The sequence below is a fragment of the Gottfriedia endophytica genome (genome assembly GCF_017814275.1).
Taxonomy (GTDB): Bacteria; Bacillota; Bacilli; order Bacillales; family Bacillaceae_G; genus Gottfriedia; species Gottfriedia endophytica.
Genome location: NZ_JAGIYQ010000015.1, coordinates 16086 through 37393 on the forward strand (window position 1 = coordinate 16086; position 21308 = coordinate 37393).

Here is a 21308-nt window from a genome sequence, read left to right on the forward strand (position 1 = left end):
GGGGACCGTAAAATTTAGATCTTTTCCCTCGAATTATCTGGAATTAATTTATAAAGTATTTTTGCTAATTTTCTTGTGTCGTGCCTGATAACATCATTTTCATATAGTACAATTGGTTCACATACTACTTGTAATCCTTTATTTTCTAATTCTTGTTCATCATATTTTACTTGTTGTGCTAATTCTTCACTATATCGCTTTAATATATGATTAGGTATGTTACCTTCATTAATAATAATCGTATTAATAAATTGTGCATTCATATGGGAATATAATGCGTTTATGTGATCAGTTGCAGTATAATCTAACGTTTCACCGGCTTGCGTCATCACATTACAAATGTAAACTTTTTTTGCTCTTGATGATACAATCGCTTGCCCAATTTTTGGAACAAGTAAGTTTGGTAGGATACTTGTATATAAACTTCCCGGTCCAAGTACAATTAAATCAGCACGATCAATTTCTACAAGTGCATCGTTTAACGGTTCTACGTTTTCGGGAGATAAAAAGACTCTCTTAATCTTTTTACCCGAATAAGGTATTTTTGATTCACCTGCAACAATTGTCTCATCCTCTAATTCTGCTTTTAAAACTACACTCTGATTCGCAGCAGGAATTACACGTCCACGGACATTTAAAACTTTACTCATTTCAGTAATTGCATGAAAAAAATCACCAGTTATTGAAGTCATGGCACTTAACATTAAATTACCAAGCGCATGTCCTGATAAGTCTCCTTTTGTCGCAAAGCGATGTTGAAATAATTCTTCTAAGATTGGTTCAACATCCGACAACGCAGCCAATACGTTTCTTACATCACCAGGTGGTGGAATTTTCAACTCATCACGTAGTCTACCTGAGCTTCCCCCATCATCAGCAACTGTTACGATTGCTATTATATCAACAGGATATTTTTTCAATCCTCTAATTAACACCGAAAGGCCAGTTCCTCCTCCAACGATGACGATACGTGGTTTTCTTTTCGTCATTACTTATGGCTCCTCTTCTCAACGTCACGGTGATTTACAATGGTTTCATATTGGTCCTTAAAGTAATTTGCAATATATTCAGCTAAGGTGACAGATCGATGTTGTCCACCAGTACAGCCTATTGCAATGACCAATTGCCGCTTACCTTCTCGCTTATAGTGAGGAAGCATAAAAGCAATTAAATCAATTAACTTTGTTAAAAACTCTGTTGTCTCACTGAATTGGAGTACATATGAAGAAACTTCATTATCCAAGCCCGTTAATGGCCTCATTGTTTCGATATAAAAAGGATTTGGTAAAAAGCGTACATCAAATACTAAGTCAGCATCAATCGGCACTCCATATTTAAATCCAAATGATTCAACATTCACTGTAAACCCTTCATGCTCGTTTTGTCTAAATTGCTTTATTATTTTTTCACGTAAAACTTTAGGTTTTAAATCAGAAGTATCAAAGATTAATTGTGCACGTCCTTTAGCAACTGAAAGAAGTGCGCGTTCTAACTGAATTCCTTTTAAAGGTGAACCACCTGGAGAAAGTGGATGAGAACGACGAGTTTCTTTGTACCTTGTGACAAGTGTTGAATCTTTTGCATCTAAGAATAAAATTTGAGGAGTAATCGATGGCGTCGTCATCAATTGGTCGAGAGATTCACCTAATTGGTCAAAGAACTCTCTTCCCCGTAAATCCATTACTAGGGCAACCTTATCCATTGAATGATGACTTGAATCTTTTAATAGTTCTACAAATTTTGGTAATAATGCTGGTGGAAGATTATCAACACAAAAATAGCCAATATCTTCTAACGCTTGAACAACAACGGTTTTCCCCGCACCAGACATTCCAGTAATAATAACCATGTGTACATTAGTTTTATTTGCCATAGATTCTCAGCCCCTTCATCAAATTCTTAACTTGGAATTAAACGATAACGTATTAGCTTAAATTCAGGAGTATATACAAACGTACCATGGAGTATGTCTTTCCCTTTTAAAACGTAATCAATGATATGATAATCGCCTTCTGCCATTGGTAACGATGTTATCTCATCCTGATTATGCCAACGAATAATTCCTTCCTCACATACATCATTATTCACACCATCAAATTCAGTAGCTAAAAAAGAAAACATCATCCATTCATCTATGATTTTTTCATTTTCTTCTATCATAATCGTAAAAACGCCTTTTAACTTCGGGTTTTTTAAATACACACCTGTTTCTTCTCTATATTCTCTGACAACTGCTTCTCGTATATTTTCACCAGGCTCCATTTTTCCACCTGGGGCAACCCACCAGTTTCTTCGAGGTTTTTGCAAAAGGAGAATTTCGTGATTTCTCACCAATATACAGTTTGTTACTCTTTGCATAAATTTCCTCCTTTTCTTCGTCTAGTTGGAACTACCCATTCTACATTATACAGTTAAACCTATTCTATGGAAAGTGTAAGCGCCTTACCCCTTATCGACAATGGCTGGAAAATATTCTAAAAATAAAGCTGTTTTCTTAAACTTTGTTGCTTTTTAGCAAAGCGACAAGTTGATTTCCGCTCCAGGTTGCTCGCTTTCCGTGGGGCGTGCGGTGAGCCTCCTCGTCGCTATCGCTCCTGCGGGGTCTCGCCTGTCCCGCTGCTCCCACAGGAGTCTCGCACCTTCCGCTCTAATCAACTACTTAATCAACTGTTTGCTTTAATCTTTGTAATAACAACAATCTTTTAGAACAGGGCCAAGAAAAAAAAGGAACAAATTAAATTACCACTTAAAATATTGTCTTAATGTTAAACAATATTGTTGTATTCTCTTTCTACATAAGAATATTATTTGAGAGTCTCAATATAAAAAAAAAGAAGCATGGACAAGCGCATAGTCCATGCTTTCAAATCAATACATTAGGGGGCTCTCTTATTACTTATCATACTGTATGAATGTTTCAAGAGAGTTACGCCTAATTTACAGATAAATTTCTGAATATTACAATTTCATTTAAATTCTAACCAAACTTAGAATTATTTTACGTTTGCAAGCTCTTCTTTAAGTTCCTCAACAAAATGTTGAGCTGCTTGAGCTGCAATACTTCCATCACCTGTTGCTGTTACAACTTGACGTAATGTTTTTTCACGAACGTCACCTGCTGCAAAGATACCAGGCACTTTTGTAGCCATTAAATCATCCGTTTCAATGTATCCTGTAACATTTGTAATACCTAATCCAGCAAAAGGTTTTGTTAAAGGTAACATACCAACGTAAACAAACACGCCATCAGTTGGGTAATTTATTTCTTCTCCTGTTTCTACGTTTGTCAATGTTACACTACTAACTTTTCCGTCAGTACCCTTAATTTCTTTAATCGTTGTATTCCAAATGAATGAAATTTTTTCGTTCGCAAATGCGCGATCTTGTAATATCTTTTGAGCACGTAATTTATCACGACGATGAACGATTGTTACTTTAGAAGCAAAACGCGTTAAGTATACACCTTCTTCTACAGCAGAATCTCCTCCACCAATAACAACTAGTTCTTTATTTTTGAAGAACGCACCGTCACAAACAGCACAATAAGATACGCCTCTTCCACCTAGTTCTTGTTCACCAGGAACTCCAACTTTTTTATACTCAGCACCTGTTGCAATGATAATAGCACGTGCTTTATATTCTTTTTTACCTGCAACAACTGTTTTATACTCACGGCCATCAATGATTTCCTTAATGTCTCCGTATGCATATTCAGCTCCAAATTTCTTCGAGTGTTCGAACATTTTATTTGAAAGATCAGGCCCTAAAATACTTTCATATCCAGGATAGTTTTCAATATCCTCAGTGTTCGCCATCTGGCCACCCGGAACACCACGTTCAATCATAAGTGTTGAAAGATTTGCACGTGAAGTATAAACTGCAGCTGTCATACCAGCTGGTCCTGCACCAATAATAATCACATCATAAATTTTTTCTTCCATCCCTATTCCACTCCTTGCAATTAGGATCGTCATCCATTAGTTCATTTTGATACCCCTATGGTAATACTTTTTATTGTGGAACGTCCATTAGTTTGCTCATTGATTTTACATTTTCTAAACTGAATAGCATTTTTAAAGAATGCTACAACATCTAAAAAATATTTTTAATAAGGTCTATACCCTTTTTTAATAGGTAAGTTGATATTTTATAGTTTGCTGCAATTTCTTTTTGAGATACATTTTGATCTTTTTTTACTGTTAGATAATGAGTAGCAGCTAATAATACTTTTTCATCAATAGGAAGCTCATTGTACTTAACAGTTAACTCACATACAGAATAAAACCATAATTGTAAATGGTCACGTAAGTTAACGTACTCTTCATCCCACATTGCTTGAATCGTTTTTGCTCCATTCAATACAATTTGAATAGAAGGATGTGGCTCCATATAACATACATTTTGAAGAAGTACTTGCTCTAAGTCTGCATCAATACCTATTAGATCAAGTTCAGGTAAATCCTCTAAAACAGATATGAACTTTTGAAGATAGTAGTATTCTTTCATGAAATAAATAAGTCCCCAACGTTCACTATTTGTTTTTGCAAATTGTGATTGAAACTCAGTATCTGTCATCAAATTCTCTATTTCAGAAGTTGTGTGTTTTTTTTCACTCCAAGGATATTGCTCACCATCTTCTACCGAATTTCCTATTTCATAGTTCCAAACTTTTTCAGCATATTCTTGTCTTCCACAACGATAAGCAGCGTCACAATACATATAATAGAACTGCATCTCACGTTGAGGTCTTTCTAAATAAAGTAAATGGAACAAACGAAAGGCTTGTTCATGCTGCTGAAACTGATAGAATAAAACACCAAGTTTATGTCGATGTTCCTCTGAAATCGGAACAATATTCTCAAAAGAGACTAATTGTTCAAATGCTTCTTTCTCTTGACCAATTAATCTTTTAAGCATCGTCAAATGAATTAATGCAGATAAATTACCAGGATTATGCTCTAGAACGTAATATAGTACTCTGATTGCTTCTTCATGGTTATCTAAATGTAATTCAACAAGAGCTAAATTGTTGTATGCTGGCCAAAAATCCTGATAACGGTCTACAATCGTTAAAAGTGTACTTTTCGCAGACTTCCAATCATGATTGGCTAAACAGTTTGTTACTCGCTCTTGAAGGACAAGAAGTTCATCGTTAATACTTAAATCGTCATCCTCTTCACTTTGGATAACATCTAAATAATCCTCAAGTTCTTCTAACTGGTCTTCATCTGTACCAATATCCATATATTTTTGTGCATAGATATTTGCCTTTTGAAATAAACCTAATTCAAAAAATGCGTATGCAAGTAAATAATAAACATCTTCATTCGCAGGTTGCTTATCTAACGTATATTCTAATATTGTAATGCCCATTTGGTATTGATTTAATGCTAAAAGTTTTCTAGCAATCTCAACAAGGACAGTAGGATTTTCTTCATCTTCAGCTGCTTTTTTTAAATAATACACAGCCTGATCTGTTTCATTTTTCTGAAACGCCTTCATCCCTTTTTCAAAGAAATAATCTTTCGGCAACGAAAACGAGACAACATTTTTTAAAGGTTGTTTTTGATTACCCAAATTTTCAGACATTCGCCCCTCCAGTTTGTAGCATAATACAACAGTATAACACAAATAATGAGTAAATGATGTCGTTCAAATTTTAAGAATTTATTAAAACGAAAAGCGGAGTGAACTCGCTTAGCTCTGAAAGGCGTTGGAGCGAAAACCAAAGGAAGGGTGTTCTTTCCCTTCATTTGGTTTTTGCGAAACGACCGAAGAGCTAGTTCATGTAGCTAGACAACTCGAAAAGCGGAAGCAACCTGCTTATCTCCGAAAGGCGTTGGAGCAAATACAAAAGGAAGTGTGCACTTTCACTTCATTTTGTATTTGTGAAACGACCGAGGAGATGGTTGCTGGAGCTAGACATCACGAAAAGCGGAAGCGCCTTGGTTATCTCCGACAGACATTAGAGCATAACACTAACGAGTCCTTTTTCCACCAAAACAAAAGCTCACGAGTACTGTGAGCCTGACATAATTCTATTCTTCAAATGAACAACATTCATTCCTCTAAAATAATTACGAATCTCTCTTTGTAGTTTCTTGTTGTGGTAGGGAGATGACTGTCATCGGATTTCCACCGACAAATGCGCCAGCAGGAACATCCCGGTGAACCAAAGTTGCAGCTGAAACTTTTGCGCCGTCTCCAATGCTTACACCTGGTAGAATTGTCGTATTTGCGCCAATCAGCACATTGTTTCCTAATTTCACTTCTCCTAAACGGTACTCATCAATTAAATATTCATGAGTTAAAATGGTTGTATTATACCCTATAATCGTATTCTCTCCGATTGAGATTAATTCAGGAAACAGAAGATCTGGAGTCACTTTAAAAGCAAAAGCAGTGTAATCTCCTATCTTCATCCCCAAAATTTTCCGATATAACCATAGTTTCCACTGAAAAAAAGGGACATATCTAGCGAGCTCAATGACTACAACATTTCGTAACGCCTTCCAAAACGATATCGTATGGTAGAGCTGCCAAAGAGAATTTGATCCTTCTACATGAAACCGTTTTGTTTTTCTCACAATTCCTTCAATCCTACTATCGGTAATAAATCACTCATTGTTTCCAACATATAATCAGGATTAAACTTAGCGAGGAAATCTCTACCTTTTACTGTCCAAGCAACACCTGCCGTTTTTGTTCCAGCATTTTTACCACCTTCAATATCATGGTGATTATCACCAACCATCAAAGTTTCTTCGGGTGTTGAATGCAATTGTTTTAAAGCAAGTAGTAGAGGTTCTGGATGAGGTTTTGCATTTTGTACATCATCAATTGTAACGACTACATCAAAAAAGGAAGTTAATCTTCCAAATTCAATCCCCATATTTACTACATTCCTTGCTTTTGTTGTTACAATCCCAAGCTTGAATCCTGCTTTTTTCAAAGTTTCGACCGTTTCATAAACAGTTTCAAATTCTTCTACAAATTCATCATGATGAGCAATATTAAACTTTCGATATTCTTCAATTAATTCATTGATCCGCTCTATATCTACTGTTGAAAAAGATTCAGATAGAGGTGGACCCATAAACGGAAGAATATCCTCTCTTTTATATTTTTCAGGATAAAATTTATTTAAGGTGTGTAAAAAAGATTCAATAATTAATTCATTTGTATTAATTAATGTTCCATCTAAATCAAAAAGAACTGTTGTGATTTTCATATTCATTTTCCTTTCGATCTAATCTTACTTTACATCAAAACTAGACGTACTTTCTACCTTCTTACTGCCTATTTTACCCAAGACTCTAGATACAATAACCGTTACAATAAATGCTACGAAAAAACGTATTAAAAATAAATACAAGACAGGAATACCTAAAGGAATAAAAAGAAGTGTATCTTCAACTACTGCGTGACAAGCAACTAAAAACAAAAAGACTAAATACAAATCTTTTTTTGATACACCATCTTCCTTTACCGCTTGAATCATCACTCCAGCACCAAATGCTAATCCAAAAAACAAACCAGCAGCTAGAGTAACACCTGCCTTGGCTTCTACTCCAAGTAACTTTGTAAACGGCGAGAGAACCTTCGTTACATAGTCCATAAAGCCGTAATCTTTTGCATATTGAATAACAATCATTAAAGGGAAAACGATCTTCACTAGTTGTAAGATCCCTTTTAACGATGTCAAAATTGCACTACCAATTAAACCCCAAATGCTTTGATAAGAAGCTACTTCAACATGAATGCCATGATGAACAATCTCATTTCCACCTGTCCATAAATGAGAAATCAAAAAAGCAGATAAGATTGCAAAACCAATACGTACAAATAAAACGAATGACGCACGCACACCAACTGCAGTTGCAACACTTGTTTCGATAAATAGATTATGAGAAAAACTAAGCATTACAGCTAAAATCAAAGCTTCTTTTGTAGTTAAATCCATTGGCAGCATGGCACCTAAAGCGGCATATAAATTTAAAACGTTACCTAACACTAGAGGTAACGCCGCATCACCTTGTAAGCCAATGCCTTTCATGAGTGGTTCGAACAAATTGACAATCCACTGCATAACAACTGTATCTTTTAAAAGTGTTAAAACAAGCGAAATAGGAAAAATAATTTTCCCTAATCGCCATGATGTTTGTAAACCAACACGTAACCCACCTAATAAAGAGTTCAAAGTGATGCTCCCACCCTTTCAACCTGTATATCTAATCCCTTAAGCCTTATCCCTTATGCCTTTATGCATCTAAATACCTTTTATTTGATAAACCCGTTACTCTACGATAAATCAAAATGATAATTGAAGCCATAATGATAAGAATTGAAATAAACTGAGCCATTCGAATCGTAGAAGTTAGCATCAAACTATCTGTACGTAGACCTTCAATAAAGTATCTTCCAATCGAATACCAGATTAAATACGTCAAAAATAATTCCCCACGACGTATATTCACTTTGCGTAAACTTAATAACACAATGATCCCTAATAAACTCCACATCGATTCATATAAAAAAGTTGGGTGGTGATATGCACCATTTATATACATTTGATTAATAATCCAATTTGGTAAATGTAAACTTTCTAAAAAAGAACGGCTAACTACTCCACCATAAGCCTCTTGATTCATGAAATTACCCCAGCGACCAAGCATTTGCCCAACTAAAATACTTGGTGCTACAATATCTGCAAGTTTCCAGAATGATAATCCTTTTTTCCTAGCGTAGATAATTCCTGTAATTGTTCCTCCAATTAACCCACCATGAATGGCTAATCCACCATGCCAGATTTTAGGAATTTCACTCGGATACTTTGTATAGAAGTCTAAATTAAACAACACATAATAGATTCGTGCGCAAATAATCCCAATAGGCACTGCATAAAGAATTAAATCCATGAATATTTCTTCACGAATCCCAAGACGTTTTCCTTCACGTACTGCCATCCATAATCCAATTATAACGCCCATACCAATTAGTACCCCATACCATTTAATTGATATTGGACCTAATTGTAAAAAAACCTTACTCAAAGGATGAATTGTACTTTCCATAATCTGATCTCCTCGCTCATTTCAAAGATTAATCTAGCTGATTATTTCCACCTTGAATGACTTTTTCTAAGCGGTCTGCAAATTGTTGAGCAGCATTCATGCCCATTCGTTTTAATCGGAAATTCATTGCTGCTACTTCAATAATGACGGCTAAGTTTCTACCTGGACGAACAGGTAAAGTAATTTTTGTAATATGTGAATCGAGAATTTTTAATTTTTCTTCATCTAGACCCACGCGATCATATACCTTACCTGCTTCCCAAATTTCAAGGTCAATGTTCAACGTTATATGCTTATATGTTCTGACTGCGCCTGCGCCAAATAATGTCATTACATTTATTATTCCAAGCCCACGTATTTCAAGTAAATGCTCGATTAATTCTGGAGATGATCCAATTAATGTATCCTCATCTGTTTGTCTAATTTCGACAGAATCATCCGCTACTAAACGATGACCTCTTTTTACAAGTTCAAGTGCTGTCTCACTTTTCCCTACTCCACTTTTACCTGTAATTAATACTCCCACTCCATAAACATCTACAAGCACACCGTGAAGAGCAGTTGTAGGGGCTAGCTTTTCTTCTAAATAGTTCGTTAATCTACTATAAATTCTAGTCGTTTTATGAGATGAGTGCAAAATAGGTACATTGGCAGCTTCACCAGCCTCAATCAATTCTTTTGGCACTTCAAGCCCTCTTGTCACAATAATGCATGGCGTTTCTTCCATACATAGCTTTTGCATACGCTCTTTTTTCTCATCATCTTCTAGGCTTTCAAAAAACGATAATTCTGTTTTACCTAAAAGCTGTACTCGATCACTAGGATAATATGTAAAAAAGCCTGCAACTTCAATTCCTGGTCTAGATAAATCAGGTGTTTGAATTGCTCTTGTTAATCCCTCGGCTCCACTTATAACTTCAAAGTTAAAGTGTTTCACTAAATCTTTAGTCCTTACCTTTCCCATTACTGACCTCCTATTTATGTATGAAATCTTTCATCATTGTATCACTTTTTAACAGTGGATAAAAATACAGTATAACCTTAGAAATTATTAATAAAAAAACCATTATTAAACTTAAAAATTATTTATCTTTCCAATTGTCCATATGAAAATATGAACAGGTAGTTAACGAATGATAGTTCCATTTCACTGAGTTTTCTAATGTTTAAAAGAAGACAATATACCCTATGAAATAACAAGCTTCTACAATAAACTAAAGGTGAAAAAATGAATTTGAGGTGAGAAAGATGAAAAAATTGCTATCTGTTTTACTGATTACTTCTTTACTTTTTTCTGTAACACTTTCATTCACACGCACTAAAAATGCATCTGCTGCAGAAACTACCGTTCAACAAATCTCTCAAGGTGTAACGAACACAATTGTAGGAAATCAACTTCAAACAACAGTTGACACTACTCAATTAGTAGATGGCGTCAAAAACTTTAATACTGTTAGTGTAGCAGTATACAATGATGAGCCTCTCATAGCTACAAATGGTATCAGTGATTTTATCAAGGACGGCATAACATACGACAAACCAATTACTACTGACATAACACCTTCTGATGTAAAACATGACGTATACGCTCTAACAATTTTTTATTCAGTGGACAAAACTCCACTAGCCTATCATCTAGAAAAACTTCAATTTGACCCTTCAAGTGCAACACAACCAAGCAATCCAGTTACAACACCAGGTACTAACAATGATTACAAAGAAATTCGTTTTATGATGAAAGATGAAGATATAAAAGTTGGACAAACAAAAGAATTTAAGGTATACGGTATTAAAGATAATGATAAAAAAGAAGATATTACGAAACAAGCAACCGTAAAGTCTTCTAACGAAAATGTTTTAGCAATCGATGGTAATAAATTAATCGCAAAATCAGCAGACAAAGCTGTCATCACGGCGACGTTTGGCGATCTTGTTACGAGTTTAAGAATAAACGTTAAAAAGAATGAACAAGTACTTCATAAACTAATAATTACTCCAGAAAAAGTTAAATTAAATCAAGGCGATAGCGTAAAAATAAAGGTTATTGCAATTTACAAAGGTGATAAAAATCAAGATGTAACCAAAGATGTTAAATGGACTATTCTTGATGACCAGTTAGTTACAATTAAAGATGGAGTCATTACTGCAAATACTAAGAGTGGTTCTACAAAAGCTATAGCTACATTTAATGACAAACAGGTCAAAATAGAAATATCTGTTTCTACGAAAAAGAAACACGAAGAGAAAGACGATGAGAAACACGACGGAAATCATAACGATAAACATGACGGAAATCATGACGATAAACACTCAAAAGAAGATAGATCTGCAAAAGATAAAGATAAAAAGAAACACGAATAAAAATATTGAAAGAAAAAGCTACCGAACCTGGTAGCTTTTTAACTTACTTATTATTTTTCCTTTTTATTTTTAAAAAATGGGTCCACTAAAAAGTGGTGAAGTAACATACTAAATATACTAATTAAAAATGCTGCGATAATTGCAGTACCGAAACCATTAACTTCAAGTGAAGATCCTAGAAGATAATCTGTCATTTCTAATGTTATCGCATTAACGATAAACAGAAACAGTCCTAGGGATAGAATTGTAAATGGTAAAGTAATAAAAATTAAAAATGGGCGTACAATGGTATTTAAGATAGAAAGAACTAACGCCGCAATAATTGCTGTTTTTACATTTGCAACATAAAAATCTGGCTTTAGAAAACCAGCCACTACGATAAAAACTAAACTATTGATAGCTAAAGAAATAAGCCATCTCATAATATATCCACATCACTTTCCTTTGGAACAACGAAAATCCACACTAAATAGACAAGAAACAATGATCCAAAACCAATTATAAATAAAATAACAAATAATAATCGAATTAACGTACTATCCATATTAAAATATTTTCCTAAACCACCACAAACTCCTGCAATCATAGAGTCTTTGGATGAACGGTACAACTTTCTCATTTGGTTCTCCTTTCTACTCTTATTAAACAATAAATAATTTTCTTTTAATCTTTTTATTATAGTATATGTCAACATAAAGAAAAAGAATGTCCAAAAAGCGGAACAATTCTTTTTCAGATTTATTATTATTGCTCTAATAAAGCCATTCTTTTTTCCATTCTTGCTTTATCTCGGTCAAGCACTACTTTTAAATATTTACCTGTATGAGATTCACTTACCTCACACAGATTTTCTGGAGTTCCAGTTGCAAGGATTGTGCCACCTTTATCTCCACCTTCAGGACCAAGATCGATTAAATAATCAGCTGTTTTGATCACATCTAAATTATGCTCGATTACAAGAACAGTATCACCATTCTCAACTAAACGCTGTAGAACAATAAGTAATCTAGAAATATCATCAACGTGTAAGCCTGTTGTAGGTTCGTCTAAAATATATAAAGTTCTTCCACTTGAACGACGGTGCAACTCAGATGCAAGCTTTACACGCTGTGCCTCTCCACCAGAAAGTGTTGTAGCTGGTTGACCTAATGTAATATAACCTAATCCTACATCATAGATTGTTTGAAGCTTACGTTTGATCTTTGGAATATTTTCAAAAAAGACTACTGCATCTTCTACTGTCATATCTAATACTTCAGATATATTTTTATCTTTGTATCTTACTTCTAACGTTTCACGATTGTAACGTTTACCATGACATACTTCACAAGGCACATAGACATCTGGTAAAAAGTGCATTTCGATTTTGATAATGCCATCTCCACGACACGCTTCACATCTTCCGCCTTTTACATTAAAGCTAAAGCGACCTTTTTTGTAACCTCGAACCTTTGATTCATTCGTTGCAGCGAATACATCACGAATATCATCAAATACGCCCGTATAGGTTGCTGGATTCGAACGAGGTGTTCGCCCAATTGGAGATTGATCAATATCAATTACCTTTTCAAGATGTTCAATCCCTTTAATATCACGATGTTCACCTGGACGAACCTTAGATCTATTTAATTGTTGTGCAAGTGATTTGTATAAGATTTCATTAATTAATGTACTCTTTCCTGATCCCGATACACCTGTCACTGCAACAAATGTCCCTAACGGAAAAGAAACTGATACATTTTTGAGATTGTTTTCTTTTGCACCAACAATCTTAATTTCTCGTCCATCACCTTTTCGTCTTTCTAATGGAATTGGAATAAACTTTTCTCCTGATAAATACTTACCAGTTAATGACTTAGAATCATTCATTACTTCTTCCGGTGTACCTTGTGAAATAATCTGTCCTCCGTGAATTCCAGCACCAGGTCCAATATCAATTAAATAATCCGCAGCTAACATTGTATCTTCATCATGTTCAACAACAATTAACGTATTCCCTAAATTACGCATGTCTTGAAGCGTTGAAATCAGTCTGTCATTATCACGTTGATGAAGTCCAATGGACGGCTCATCTAATATATAAAGTACGCCCATTAATCGAGAACCGATTTGCGTTGCAAGACGAATTCGTTGTGCTTCTCCACCCGATAAAGTGCCCGCAGAACGATTTAGTGTTAAATAATCTAATCCTACATTAATTAAGAAACCGATTCTCTCCTTAATCTCACGAAGAATTAAATTCGCAATTTTTTGTTGTTTTGGAGTTAGTGTAAGTGTATCAAAGAAAGTAAATGCTTCTTCTACACTCATTTTTGTTACTTCACCAACATGAAGATCTCCGATAAATACTGCTAAAGCTTCTTTTTTAAGACGATGACCTTTACATGTTGGACAGTTTTGCTGTGCCATGTATTTTTCCATTTGTTCACGAATATAATCTGAGGCTGTTTCTTTGTATCGACGTTCTACATTGTGGACAACGCCTTCAAACTCAATCATTGCTTCACGAACCTGGCCTTGCTCATTTTCATATTTAAAATAAATTTGTTCTCCATCACTACCGTATAAAATCTTATCCATTTGATGTTTCGGGATATCCTTCACTGGTATATCCATATCGACACCATAATGTTTACATACACTTTCTAGTAACTGTGGGTAGTACATTGAACTAATTGATTCCCATGGTGCAATCGCATTTTCCTTTAACGTCAATTCATCATTCGGAATGACAAGGTTTAAATCGACCTCTAGTTTTGAACCTAATCCATCACAGGATGGGCAAGCTCCAAATGGACTATTGAATGAAAACATACGTGGCTCTAATTCACCGATTGAAAAACCACAATGTGGACAAGAATGATGTTCACTGAAGAGTAACTCTTCCTCTCCCATAACATCAATAATCACTCGACCTTCAGCAAGCTTTAATGCTGTTTCTAATGAATCGGCTAAACGAGATGCAATACCATCTTTAATAACAATTCGGTCAATAACGACTTCGATCGAATGTTTTTTATTTTTTTCAAGCTCAATTTCATCCGATATATCAAAAAGTTCTCCGTCAATTCGAACACGAACAAACCCTTGCTTCTTAACTTCTTCTAGTACTTTAACGTGAGTACCTTTTCGTCCAGATACAACTGGTGCAAGCACTTGAATTTTAGTTCTTTCTGGATACTCAAGGACACGGTCGACCATTTGTTCAACAGTCTGTGATGTAATTTCAATATGATGAATTGGACAAATTGGCGTTCCAATACGAGCGTATAATAGACGTAAGTAATCGTATACTTCAGTGACAGTCCCTACTGTCGAACGCGGGTTACGACTTGTTGTTTTTTGATCAATTGAAATAGCTGGAGAAAGCCCTTCAATTGAATCAACATCCGGTTTATCCATTTGTCCTAAAAATTGTCGTGCATATGCAGAAAGAGATTCAACGTAGCGACGTTGTCCTTCCGCATAAATTGTGTCAAAAGCTAATGATGATTTTCCAGATCCTGATAAGCCTGTTACAACAACTAGCTGGTTACGAGGGATAGTTACATCAATATTTTTTAAGTTATGTGCTCTAGCACCTTTAATGACGATTTCATTCATATTTTTCAATAGGTTCACCCCTCTACCTTCAATTCCAAAATCATGTCACGAAGTTCTGCTGCGCGTTCAAAGTCTAACGCTTTCGCAGCATCCTTCATTTCCATCTCTATCGATTGAATAAAATTGAAGCGTTCTTTTTTGTTCATCTTTTTGTATCTAGAATGAATACTAGATTCATACACTTCTTGTTCCTCTGCTGCAGATGTTGCACGAATGACATCACGTACAGCTTTAACAATCGTTTGAGGCGTAATGCCATGCTTCTTATTGTATGTCTCTTGAATTTCACGACGTCTTTTCGTTTCTCGGATAGCAAGTTCCATTGAGTTCGTTATTTTATCTGCATACATAATAACACGACCATTCGCATTACGTGCAGCACGACCAATTGTTTGGATAAGTGATCGTTCAGAGCGTAAAAATCCCTCTTTATCAGCATCTAAAATAGTAACTAGTGAAACTTCTGGAATATCTAATCCCTCACGTAGTAGGTTAATTCCGATTAGTACATCATATTTTCCAAGACGTAGGTCTCTTATGATTTCAATCCGCTCTAACGTTTTAATTTCTGAATGTAAATAATTCACTTTTATCCCAATTTCTTTTAGATAATCAGTTAGATCTTCAGACATTTTTTTCGTTAATGTTGTAATCAATATCCGTTCATTCTTAGCAATGTTTTTTTGAATCTCTTCAATTAAATCATCAATTTGACCTTCACTCGGTCTAACTTCAATCGTAGGATCTAACAGACCTGTTGGACGAATAATTTGTTCAACTGCTTTCGGACAAAGGTCAAGCTCATATGGTCCTGGCGTTGCCGAAACAAAGACCATTTGATGTACTTTGTCTTCAAATTCATTAAAGGTAAGAGGACGATTATCTAATGCAGATGGCAAACGAAAGCCATGGTCCACAAGCACTTGCTTTCTTGCTTGGTCACCATTATACATCGCTCTAATTTGTGGGATTGTTACATGTGATTCATCTATCACAATTAAAAAGTCATCTGGAAAATAATCTAACAATGTATATGGTGTTGATCCTGCAGGACGTAACGTCAAATGACGTGAATAGTTCTCAATTCCTGAGCAAAATCCCATTTCAGCCATCATTTCAAGATCGTACCTTGTGCGTTGCTCTAACCTTTGTGCTTCAAGAAGTTTTCCATTGTCACGCATAACTTTTAATCGTTCTTCAAGCTCTGCTTCAATATTTTTAATCGCAATCTTCATTTTTTCTTCACGCGTAACGAAGTGAGATCTTGGGAAAATAGCGACATGCTCACGTTCACCAATAATTTCTCCTGTTAATGCATCAACCTCACGTATTCGTTCAAGCTCATCCCCAAAGAATTCGACTCGAATACAATGTTCATCTCGTGAAGCTGGAAAAATTTCCACTACATCTCCACGAACTCGGAATGTACCACGCTGAAAATCTATATCGTTTCGTGCATATTGAATATCTACTAATTTATGCAATAATTCATCTCGACCAATTTCCATCCCAACACGTAATGAACAAACAAGCTCACGGTATTCTTCTGGCGAACCGAGACCATATATACACGACACACTCGCAACGATAATGACATCGTTTCGTTCAAATAAAGAAGATGTTGCTGAGTGTCGTAGTTTATCTATTTCATCATTAATCTGTGCATCTTTTTCAATAAAAGTATCCGTTTGGGGAACATACGCTTCTGGTTGGTAATAGTCATAGTAGCTTACAAAATATTCGACAGCGTTATTTGGAAAGAATTCCTTTAGCTCACTGTATAACTGTCCAGCAAGTGTTTTATTATGTGCAAAAACGAGCGTTGGTTTTGTAACCTCTTTAATCACATTCGAAATTGTAAATGTCTTACCAGTACCCGTTGCACCTAATAAAACCTGATGTTTCTTTCCATTATCAATACCTTCAACTAACTCTTTAATTGCACTTGGTTGGTCACCTTGTGGTGAGTATTTAGACACCACTTCAAACTTTTGCTCCAGCATCCCATGCCTCCATTTCCACTTCGTTCCTTTTTATCTATTTTACCACAAAATTTAAGAAAACAATCAAAAACAGAACAAATATTCGCAATTGATTCTTTCGACAATTAAAAAATAGCACAATTGATACGCTTTATTGCGTACAATTGTGCTATTTAACACCGAGAGTTGATTTCCACTCCAGGTTGCTCGCTTTCCGTGGGGCGGGCGTTGAGCCTCCTCGGCGAAATCGCCTGCGGGGTCTCACCTGTCCCGCTACTCCCACAGGAGTCTCGCACCTTCCTCTCCAATCAACTTATTTATCATCTATTTTATTTTGAGTCAAAAACTGTTTTGTTGCTATTCACCAGAAAGATCTACAATTTGAGGTTTCGATTTCACATTCAATAAATACGTAATAATACTCAAGATCATTAGGCAGAAGGTAACATTTTGTGAAATTCCAATCATGTCCTTCCAACTTCCTGTACCGTTTACGACCAACTGTAAGAATAATCCTAAAAGTAAAGATAATAGTGTATAAGGTGTTTTCTTTACGTAAAATCCTACCAATCCACCGAGAATACCACCGACGGCTGATGCTCCGTACCAAGTTGCATATGCGATTATCTGCTCTTTAAATGATATTGTGACTGGTACCTTCTCATAAAAATAGCCAATTAGGAAATAAAACGTAATCGCAATAAGGGTATAGATAGCACCTAATAATACTGCTTTTCTAGTATCGTCAGCAAATTTGTAACCAACAAACATGGCAAGTATAAACCATACTGGTAAGGAATTTATCATTACAGCTAAATATGAAGTAATAAATTTAAAAACTGTTACTCCATCGCTTAAATTCGGTAAGTTATCAGAAACAACTGAAAAGTATCCGACAATTAAACCCATGATTAATGTAAAAGCAATGAAACTACTTGCATTCCCTCTACTATTCAATGAAATCTCTCCCTTAATTACTTTTATTGTAATTGGGCCTAGTTTATATAAATATTATTACTAAATAGTTTAACCATATTATCTTTCATGTCTTTATTGTTGTTATTTTTAATAACAACTCTTCCTTTATAGATTGGTTTATTTGTTTGCAAATCTACAACCATAATACTCGGAAGACTATTATCAATGTTTTTTGTACTTACTACATACAGTTTATCATTTTTAATTTTAAAGTCATTAACGCTATTTGTCCCAAAGGAACTATTCAAAAACCGTTGTTCACTAACTATTTTTTGTAATTTTAAGTTGTATTTAAGTACATCCATTCCTTTATCATCTTGAGTAATAGAGTAAACAATATCGCCTTGTTGAAATAGTCTAGTAGAATGAGCCAATTTATTTATTTTTTCTTGAGACATTTTTGGGGTTTCTATTTGATTTGTTTTTAAATTATATACCATGACGTTACTACTAAGTTCCTTTGAAGATGGTTGGTTTCCATCAACACCTACTGTCTCTTTCGTAACAACTTTTGTGGCAACTTCGTAGTTTTTAGGTTCAGTAACATCAACTTCTTGTGGACCGCTAATATCATTTCTAATTCCATTCACTTCATTTTGACCTTGAACGATTGTAGAATGATTAACAACCTCTTTTTTCACTAAGTTAATACTATATTCTTGAATTGCTGTGAAGCTTTTGTTTGAATAACCACTTGTTATAATCTTTAATTCTTTCCCGATCACTTGTACATCTGTTATGTTAATGTAGGAATAACTTCCATTTAAGGGTGCCGGTATGTCAAAAGATTGTGTTTCATTATTTTTTTTGTCTAATGTGTAGATTTTAAAATGAATACCACTTACTTGATGATTAGAATCATATGAATAATCCATTCTTCCATAAACAATAAAGTTGTTTTCAATATAGAATCCATTTGAATCTTTTTTACCACGCATGAATTGGCGCTCTTCTTTTTGGAGCTTATTTAATTTTTCTAGATTAAAATCAACTGGTTCTAATTGATCAATAAAAGATTTTTGACTACTATAGCTACTACCTTTTTGTGTAATAGATACAGGTTCGCTTCTAGAACCCTTACTATAAATACTAGACAATAAGATAGGAGAAGCTTCATTTTTATCTCCATATTCATTTTTTATATAAATTTCTGGTAGATTACTTGCAGATAATCCTACTCTTACATAAAATGTTCCCAGCGTGATAACGGCAATCACTAGTAATATAATGCTATTCCTATATCGCTTCATAATATCCCCTCCTAAACTCCTACTTTTTTATTTAATAACCACTTACTAATCCAAATAGAAAGGGCACCTATTAATAAACAAATAATAATTTCAATAATCAGTAATTCGGATGGATAAAAATATCCAGATGGAACAACACTTCCGTTTATATAGATAGGGCATATAAAAAGTGTTATCGCAAATACAAAATAAATGATCCCTAATATGATTCCTTTCCATCGAAAGCTTCTTTCTAGTAAAATACCTGTAAAAATAACGAGAAGAGAGATAAAACCTAGACCATAACTTAACAAAAATTGTATGAAATCTTTAGGAATTAATAACGATAAAAATGCATTTCTACTATTAATACTATTAATGTCTAAAATTGAAACTGGAACTTGCAATTCATTGGGCAATATTGAATGGTAAATGAAACCCTCAAGAGGAAGTAACAGCATTTGCAAAGCTATCATACCAAATACCAATAGTAAAATTGTTGTAGCTTTCGCTAGATAAATTGAAATTCGGTTACTTGGTAACATAAACAGTCGATAAGAAAATAGATTTTTCCCGAACCAATCACGATACCAAATCAAGAAAACATAGATTAATAAAGTAGCTACTGCTAATAATATTGGGAATAAAAAGTACGTCGATAATGCTACTGTTTGAAAATCAATAGGGCCATTATTTTTTACATAATCCACTAATGACATTGAACCATTTTGGAGACTATTTTTTACTTTTCCTAAATCCTGATGAAACACATACCATACTCCACCTAGTTGAAGTAACGACACTAAAATAATTAATCCGATATATATTTTGCTAAAACGATTCAGCTCGAAATTGACTAATTTTAAAAATCGATTCACTGTTGATACACCTCTCTCATCACATCCGTTACAGATTTCCCTTCTTCAAGGCGAACGTCCTCTGTGATAAAGTCTCTTATTACTTTTCCGTTATCTAATAAAATGACTTTATCAATTAAATGTTCAATGTCATTAATTTCATGTGTAGTAATGATTACTCCACGGTCTTCAATTAAGTGACTAGTGAATACATTTGCGATTTGTTCTCTACTGAACATATCAATTCCCGAAAATGGTTCATCCATCAATATGTAATCAACATCTAACGCTAATCCAAACATCAAATTGGCTTTTGCAGCATTACCTTTTGACAGTTCACTAAGGCGACTAGATGGATCTAAACGGAAAAACTGACACAACTCATTTGCACGTACTTGATTCCAAGTTGTATAAAAATCACTCATAAACGTCATTCCATCTTGAACAGTCATTTGCGGAAGCATTGTAAGGGTATCCGGAATGAATGTAATTTTTTCGTACATGCTAGGTTGAATTTTCTGTTCATCAATCAGAATTTCACCACCTTGAATTGGTGTTAATCCCATAATGGCTTTTAAAGTTGTTGATTTTCCCACACCGTTAATACCGATTAAACAAGTGATTTCTCCTTTATTAGCCGTAAAGGAAATTTCATCTAATACTTTTTTCCGGCCAAATTTCTTTACGACTTTTTTTACCTCGATCATAATTTTCCCTCCTTACATATTGTCATTTTTCGTTTCGTATTTTTCTTTCACTTTTTTTAGTAATTCATCAACTGGAACATTAATTACCTTTACAGATGAAATAAATGTATCGATTGCTTCTGAAATTAACTCTTCACGTACTGACTGTAAAACAACTTCATCAGTTGTTATTCGACTAGGAAAATTTCGTTCAGTTGTAATCAATCCTTGTTCCTCCATTTCTTTGTACGCCTTTTGAGCAGTATTTGGATTTATTTTTAACAAGCCAGCAAGCTCTCTTCTTGATGGAATTTCTTCTCCAGCTTTTAATTTACCTGTAGCAATCTTCTCTTTAAAATAACGAACAACCTGTAAATACACTGGATCACGACTGTTAATATTCAATTCCATGTACCCACCTCCTAATACATCTCTAAGTACTGTTATGTAGACAATTTCTAGTGTGTGTACTAAGTAGTTCATACACTTTATATGTGTACTATACAGATAATACACCGATGCTGTCAAGTTTATTTTC

Annotated in this window: 20 protein-coding genes; 1 reads left to right on the plus strand and 19 read right to left on the minus strand. The window is 34.6% G+C overall.

Going from position 1 to position 21308, the window contains the following annotated elements:
• Window positions 1–14: 14 nt before the first annotated feature.
• From J5Y03_RS16755 to hprK, 10 genes are all read right to left on the minus strand, one after another.
• Window positions 15–989 carry a gluconeogenesis factor YvcK family protein gene (locus J5Y03_RS16755; RefSeq protein ID WP_209407153.1) on the minus strand — a complete coding sequence of 325 codons (975 nt, stop codon included), beginning with the start codon at window positions 987–989 and terminating at the stop codon, window positions 15–17.
• The gene (gene rapZ, locus J5Y03_RS16760) at window positions 989–1873 is read right to left on the minus strand and encodes an RNase adapter RapZ (protein WP_209407154.1); all 885 of its coding nucleotides are present in this window, start codon (window positions 1871–1873) and stop codon (window positions 989–991) included. Before rapZ ends, J5Y03_RS16755 begins: the two co-directional genes overlap by 1 nt.
• Before the next feature lie 26 nt (window positions 1874–1899).
• Window positions 1900–2358, minus strand: a complete 459-nt coding sequence (locus tag J5Y03_RS16765) for an NUDIX hydrolase (protein ID WP_209407155.1) — start codon at window positions 2356–2358, stop codon at window positions 1900–1902.
• A gap of 635 nt (window positions 2359–2993) precedes the next feature.
• Entirely contained in the window at window positions 2994–3941 is a 948-nt protein-coding gene (gene trxB, locus J5Y03_RS16770; protein WP_209407156.1) for a thioredoxin-disulfide reductase, read from the minus strand.
• Window positions 3942–4092: 151 nt separating this feature from the next.
• Window positions 4093–5589 carry a tetratricopeptide repeat protein gene (locus tag J5Y03_RS16775; RefSeq protein WP_209407157.1) on the minus strand — a complete coding sequence of 499 codons (1497 nt, stop codon included), beginning with the start codon at window positions 5587–5589 and terminating at the stop codon, window positions 4093–4095.
• Between the two features lie 488 nt (window positions 5590–6077).
• Complete coding sequence (locus tag J5Y03_RS16780; protein WP_209407158.1) at window positions 6078–6587, minus strand: acyltransferase; 510 nt, start codon at window positions 6585–6587, stop codon at window positions 6078–6080.
• Window positions 6584–7231 carry a pyrophosphatase PpaX gene (gene ppaX, locus J5Y03_RS16785; protein ID WP_209407159.1) on the minus strand — a complete coding sequence of 216 codons (648 nt, stop codon included), beginning with the start codon at window positions 7229–7231 and terminating at the stop codon, window positions 6584–6586. The genes J5Y03_RS16780 and ppaX overlap by 4 nt, the downstream gene beginning before the upstream one ends.
• A gap of 24 nt (window positions 7232–7255) precedes the next feature.
• On the minus strand, window positions 7256–8200 hold the full coding sequence (locus J5Y03_RS16790; protein ID WP_209407160.1) for a nucleoside recognition domain-containing protein: 945 nt from the start codon (window positions 8198–8200) through the stop codon (window positions 7256–7258).
• Between the two features lie 61 nt (window positions 8201–8261).
• Complete coding sequence (gene lgt / locus J5Y03_RS16795) at window positions 8262–9074, minus strand: prolipoprotein diacylglyceryl transferase (RefSeq protein WP_245208937.1); 813 nt, start codon at window positions 9072–9074, stop codon at window positions 8262–8264.
• Between the two features lie 28 nt (window positions 9075–9102).
• Window positions 9103–10038, minus strand: a complete 936-nt coding sequence (gene hprK / locus J5Y03_RS16800) for an HPr(Ser) kinase/phosphatase (protein ID WP_209407161.1) — start codon at window positions 10036–10038, stop codon at window positions 9103–9105.
• Between the two features lie 284 nt (window positions 10039–10322).
• On the opposite strand from hprK, the gene J5Y03_RS16805 reads away from it, so the two are divergent.
• Entirely contained in the window at window positions 10323–11435 is a 1113-nt protein-coding gene (locus J5Y03_RS16805; RefSeq protein ID WP_209407162.1) for an Ig-like domain-containing protein, read from the plus strand.
• 50 nt (window positions 11436–11485) lie between these two features.
• On the opposite strand, the gene J5Y03_RS16810 is transcribed toward J5Y03_RS16805, so the two are convergent.
• The 9 genes from J5Y03_RS16810 to J5Y03_RS16850 all read right to left on the minus strand — a co-directional run bounded on the left by J5Y03_RS16810 (window position 11486) and on the right by J5Y03_RS16850 (window position 21181).
• Window positions 11486–11857: a phage holin family protein gene (locus tag J5Y03_RS16810; RefSeq protein ID WP_209407163.1), complete on the minus strand. Its 372-nt coding sequence runs from the start codon at window positions 11855–11857 to the stop codon at window positions 11486–11488.
• Window positions 11854–12054, minus strand: coding sequence for a PspC domain-containing protein (locus tag J5Y03_RS16815; protein ID WP_209407164.1), 201 nt, complete (start codon window positions 12052–12054; stop codon window positions 11854–11856). The genes J5Y03_RS16810 and J5Y03_RS16815 overlap by 4 nt, the downstream gene beginning before the upstream one ends.
• 125 nt (window positions 12055–12179) lie before the next feature.
• Window positions 12180–15038, minus strand: a complete 2859-nt coding sequence (gene uvrA / locus J5Y03_RS16820; RefSeq protein WP_209407206.1) for an excinuclease ABC subunit UvrA — start codon at window positions 15036–15038, stop codon at window positions 12180–12182.
• A 14-nt stretch (window positions 15039–15052) separates the two neighbouring features.
• On the minus strand, window positions 15053–17038 hold the full coding sequence (gene uvrB, locus J5Y03_RS16825) for an excinuclease ABC subunit UvrB (protein WP_209407207.1): 1986 nt from the start codon (window positions 17036–17038) through the stop codon (window positions 15053–15055).
• A 339-nt stretch (window positions 17039–17377) separates the two neighbouring features.
• Window positions 17378–17977 carry a hypothetical protein gene (locus tag J5Y03_RS16830; RefSeq protein WP_245208938.1) on the minus strand — a complete coding sequence of 200 codons (600 nt, stop codon included), beginning with the start codon at window positions 17975–17977 and terminating at the stop codon, window positions 17378–17380.
• Window positions 17978–18015: 38 nt separating this feature from the next.
• Window positions 18016–19248, minus strand: a complete 1233-nt coding sequence (locus tag J5Y03_RS16835; RefSeq protein WP_209407165.1) for a hypothetical protein — start codon at window positions 19246–19248, stop codon at window positions 18016–18018.
• 11 nt (window positions 19249–19259) lie between these two features.
• On the minus strand, window positions 19260–20105 hold the full coding sequence (locus J5Y03_RS16840) for a hypothetical protein (protein ID WP_209407166.1): 846 nt from the start codon (window positions 20103–20105) through the stop codon (window positions 19260–19262).
• Window positions 20102–20791: an ATP-binding cassette domain-containing protein gene (locus J5Y03_RS16845; protein ID WP_209407167.1), complete on the minus strand. Its 690-nt coding sequence runs from the start codon at window positions 20789–20791 to the stop codon at window positions 20102–20104. The genes J5Y03_RS16840 and J5Y03_RS16845 overlap by 4 nt, the downstream gene beginning before the upstream one ends.
• A 12-nt stretch (window positions 20792–20803) precedes the next feature.
• Complete coding sequence (locus J5Y03_RS16850; RefSeq protein WP_209407168.1) at window positions 20804–21181, minus strand: GntR family transcriptional regulator; 378 nt, start codon at window positions 21179–21181, stop codon at window positions 20804–20806.
• Window positions 21182–21308 lie beyond the last annotated feature (127 nt).

Coding starts and splice junctions, on each gene's coding strand:
- J5Y03_RS16755 (WP_209407153.1), bottom strand. CDS start 989: ATGACGAAAAGAAAACCACGTATCGTCATCGTTGGAGGAGGAACTGGC.
- rapZ (WP_209407154.1), bottom strand. CDS start 1,873: ATGGCAAATAAAACTAATGTACACATGGTTATTATTACTGGAATGTCT.
- J5Y03_RS16765 (WP_209407155.1), bottom strand. CDS start 2,358: ATGCAAAGAGTAACAAACTGTATATTGGTGAGAAATCACGAAATTCTC.
- trxB (WP_209407156.1), bottom strand. CDS start 3,941: ATGGAAGAAAAAATTTATGATGTGATTATTATTGGTGCAGGACCAGCT.
- J5Y03_RS16775 (WP_209407157.1), bottom strand. CDS start 5,589: ATGTCTGAAAATTTGGGTAATCAAAAACAACCTTTAAAAAATGTTGTC.
- ppaX (WP_209407159.1), bottom strand. CDS start 7,231: ATGAAAATCACAACAGTTCTTTTTGATTTAGATGGAACATTAATTAAT.
- lgt (WP_245208937.1), bottom strand. CDS start 9,074: ATGGAAAGTACAATTCATCCTTTGAGTAAGGTTTTTTTACAATTAGGT.
- hprK (WP_209407161.1), bottom strand. CDS start 10,038: ATGGGAAAGGTAAGGACTAAAGATTTAGTGAAACACTTTAACTTTGAA.
- J5Y03_RS16805 (WP_209407162.1), top strand. CDS start 10,323: ATGAAAAAATTGCTATCTGTTTTACTGATTACTTCTTTACTTTTTTCT.
- J5Y03_RS16810 (WP_209407163.1), bottom strand. CDS start 11,857: ATGAGATGGCTTATTTCTTTAGCTATCAATAGTTTAGTTTTTATCGTA.
- J5Y03_RS16815 (WP_209407164.1), bottom strand. CDS start 12,054: ATGAGAAAGTTGTACCGTTCATCCAAAGACTCTATGATTGCAGGAGTT.
- uvrA (WP_209407206.1), bottom strand. CDS start 15,038: ATGAATGAAATCGTCATTAAAGGTGCTAGAGCACATAACTTAAAAAAT.
- J5Y03_RS16835 (WP_209407165.1), bottom strand. CDS start 19,248: ATGAAGCGATATAGGAATAGCATTATATTACTAGTGATTGCCGTTATC.
- J5Y03_RS16845 (WP_209407167.1), bottom strand. CDS start 20,791: ATGATCGAGGTAAAAAAAGTCGTAAAGAAATTTGGCCGGAAAAAAGTA.
- J5Y03_RS16850 (WP_209407168.1), bottom strand. CDS start 21,181: ATGGAATTGAATATTAACAGTCGTGATCCAGTGTATTTACAGGTTGTT.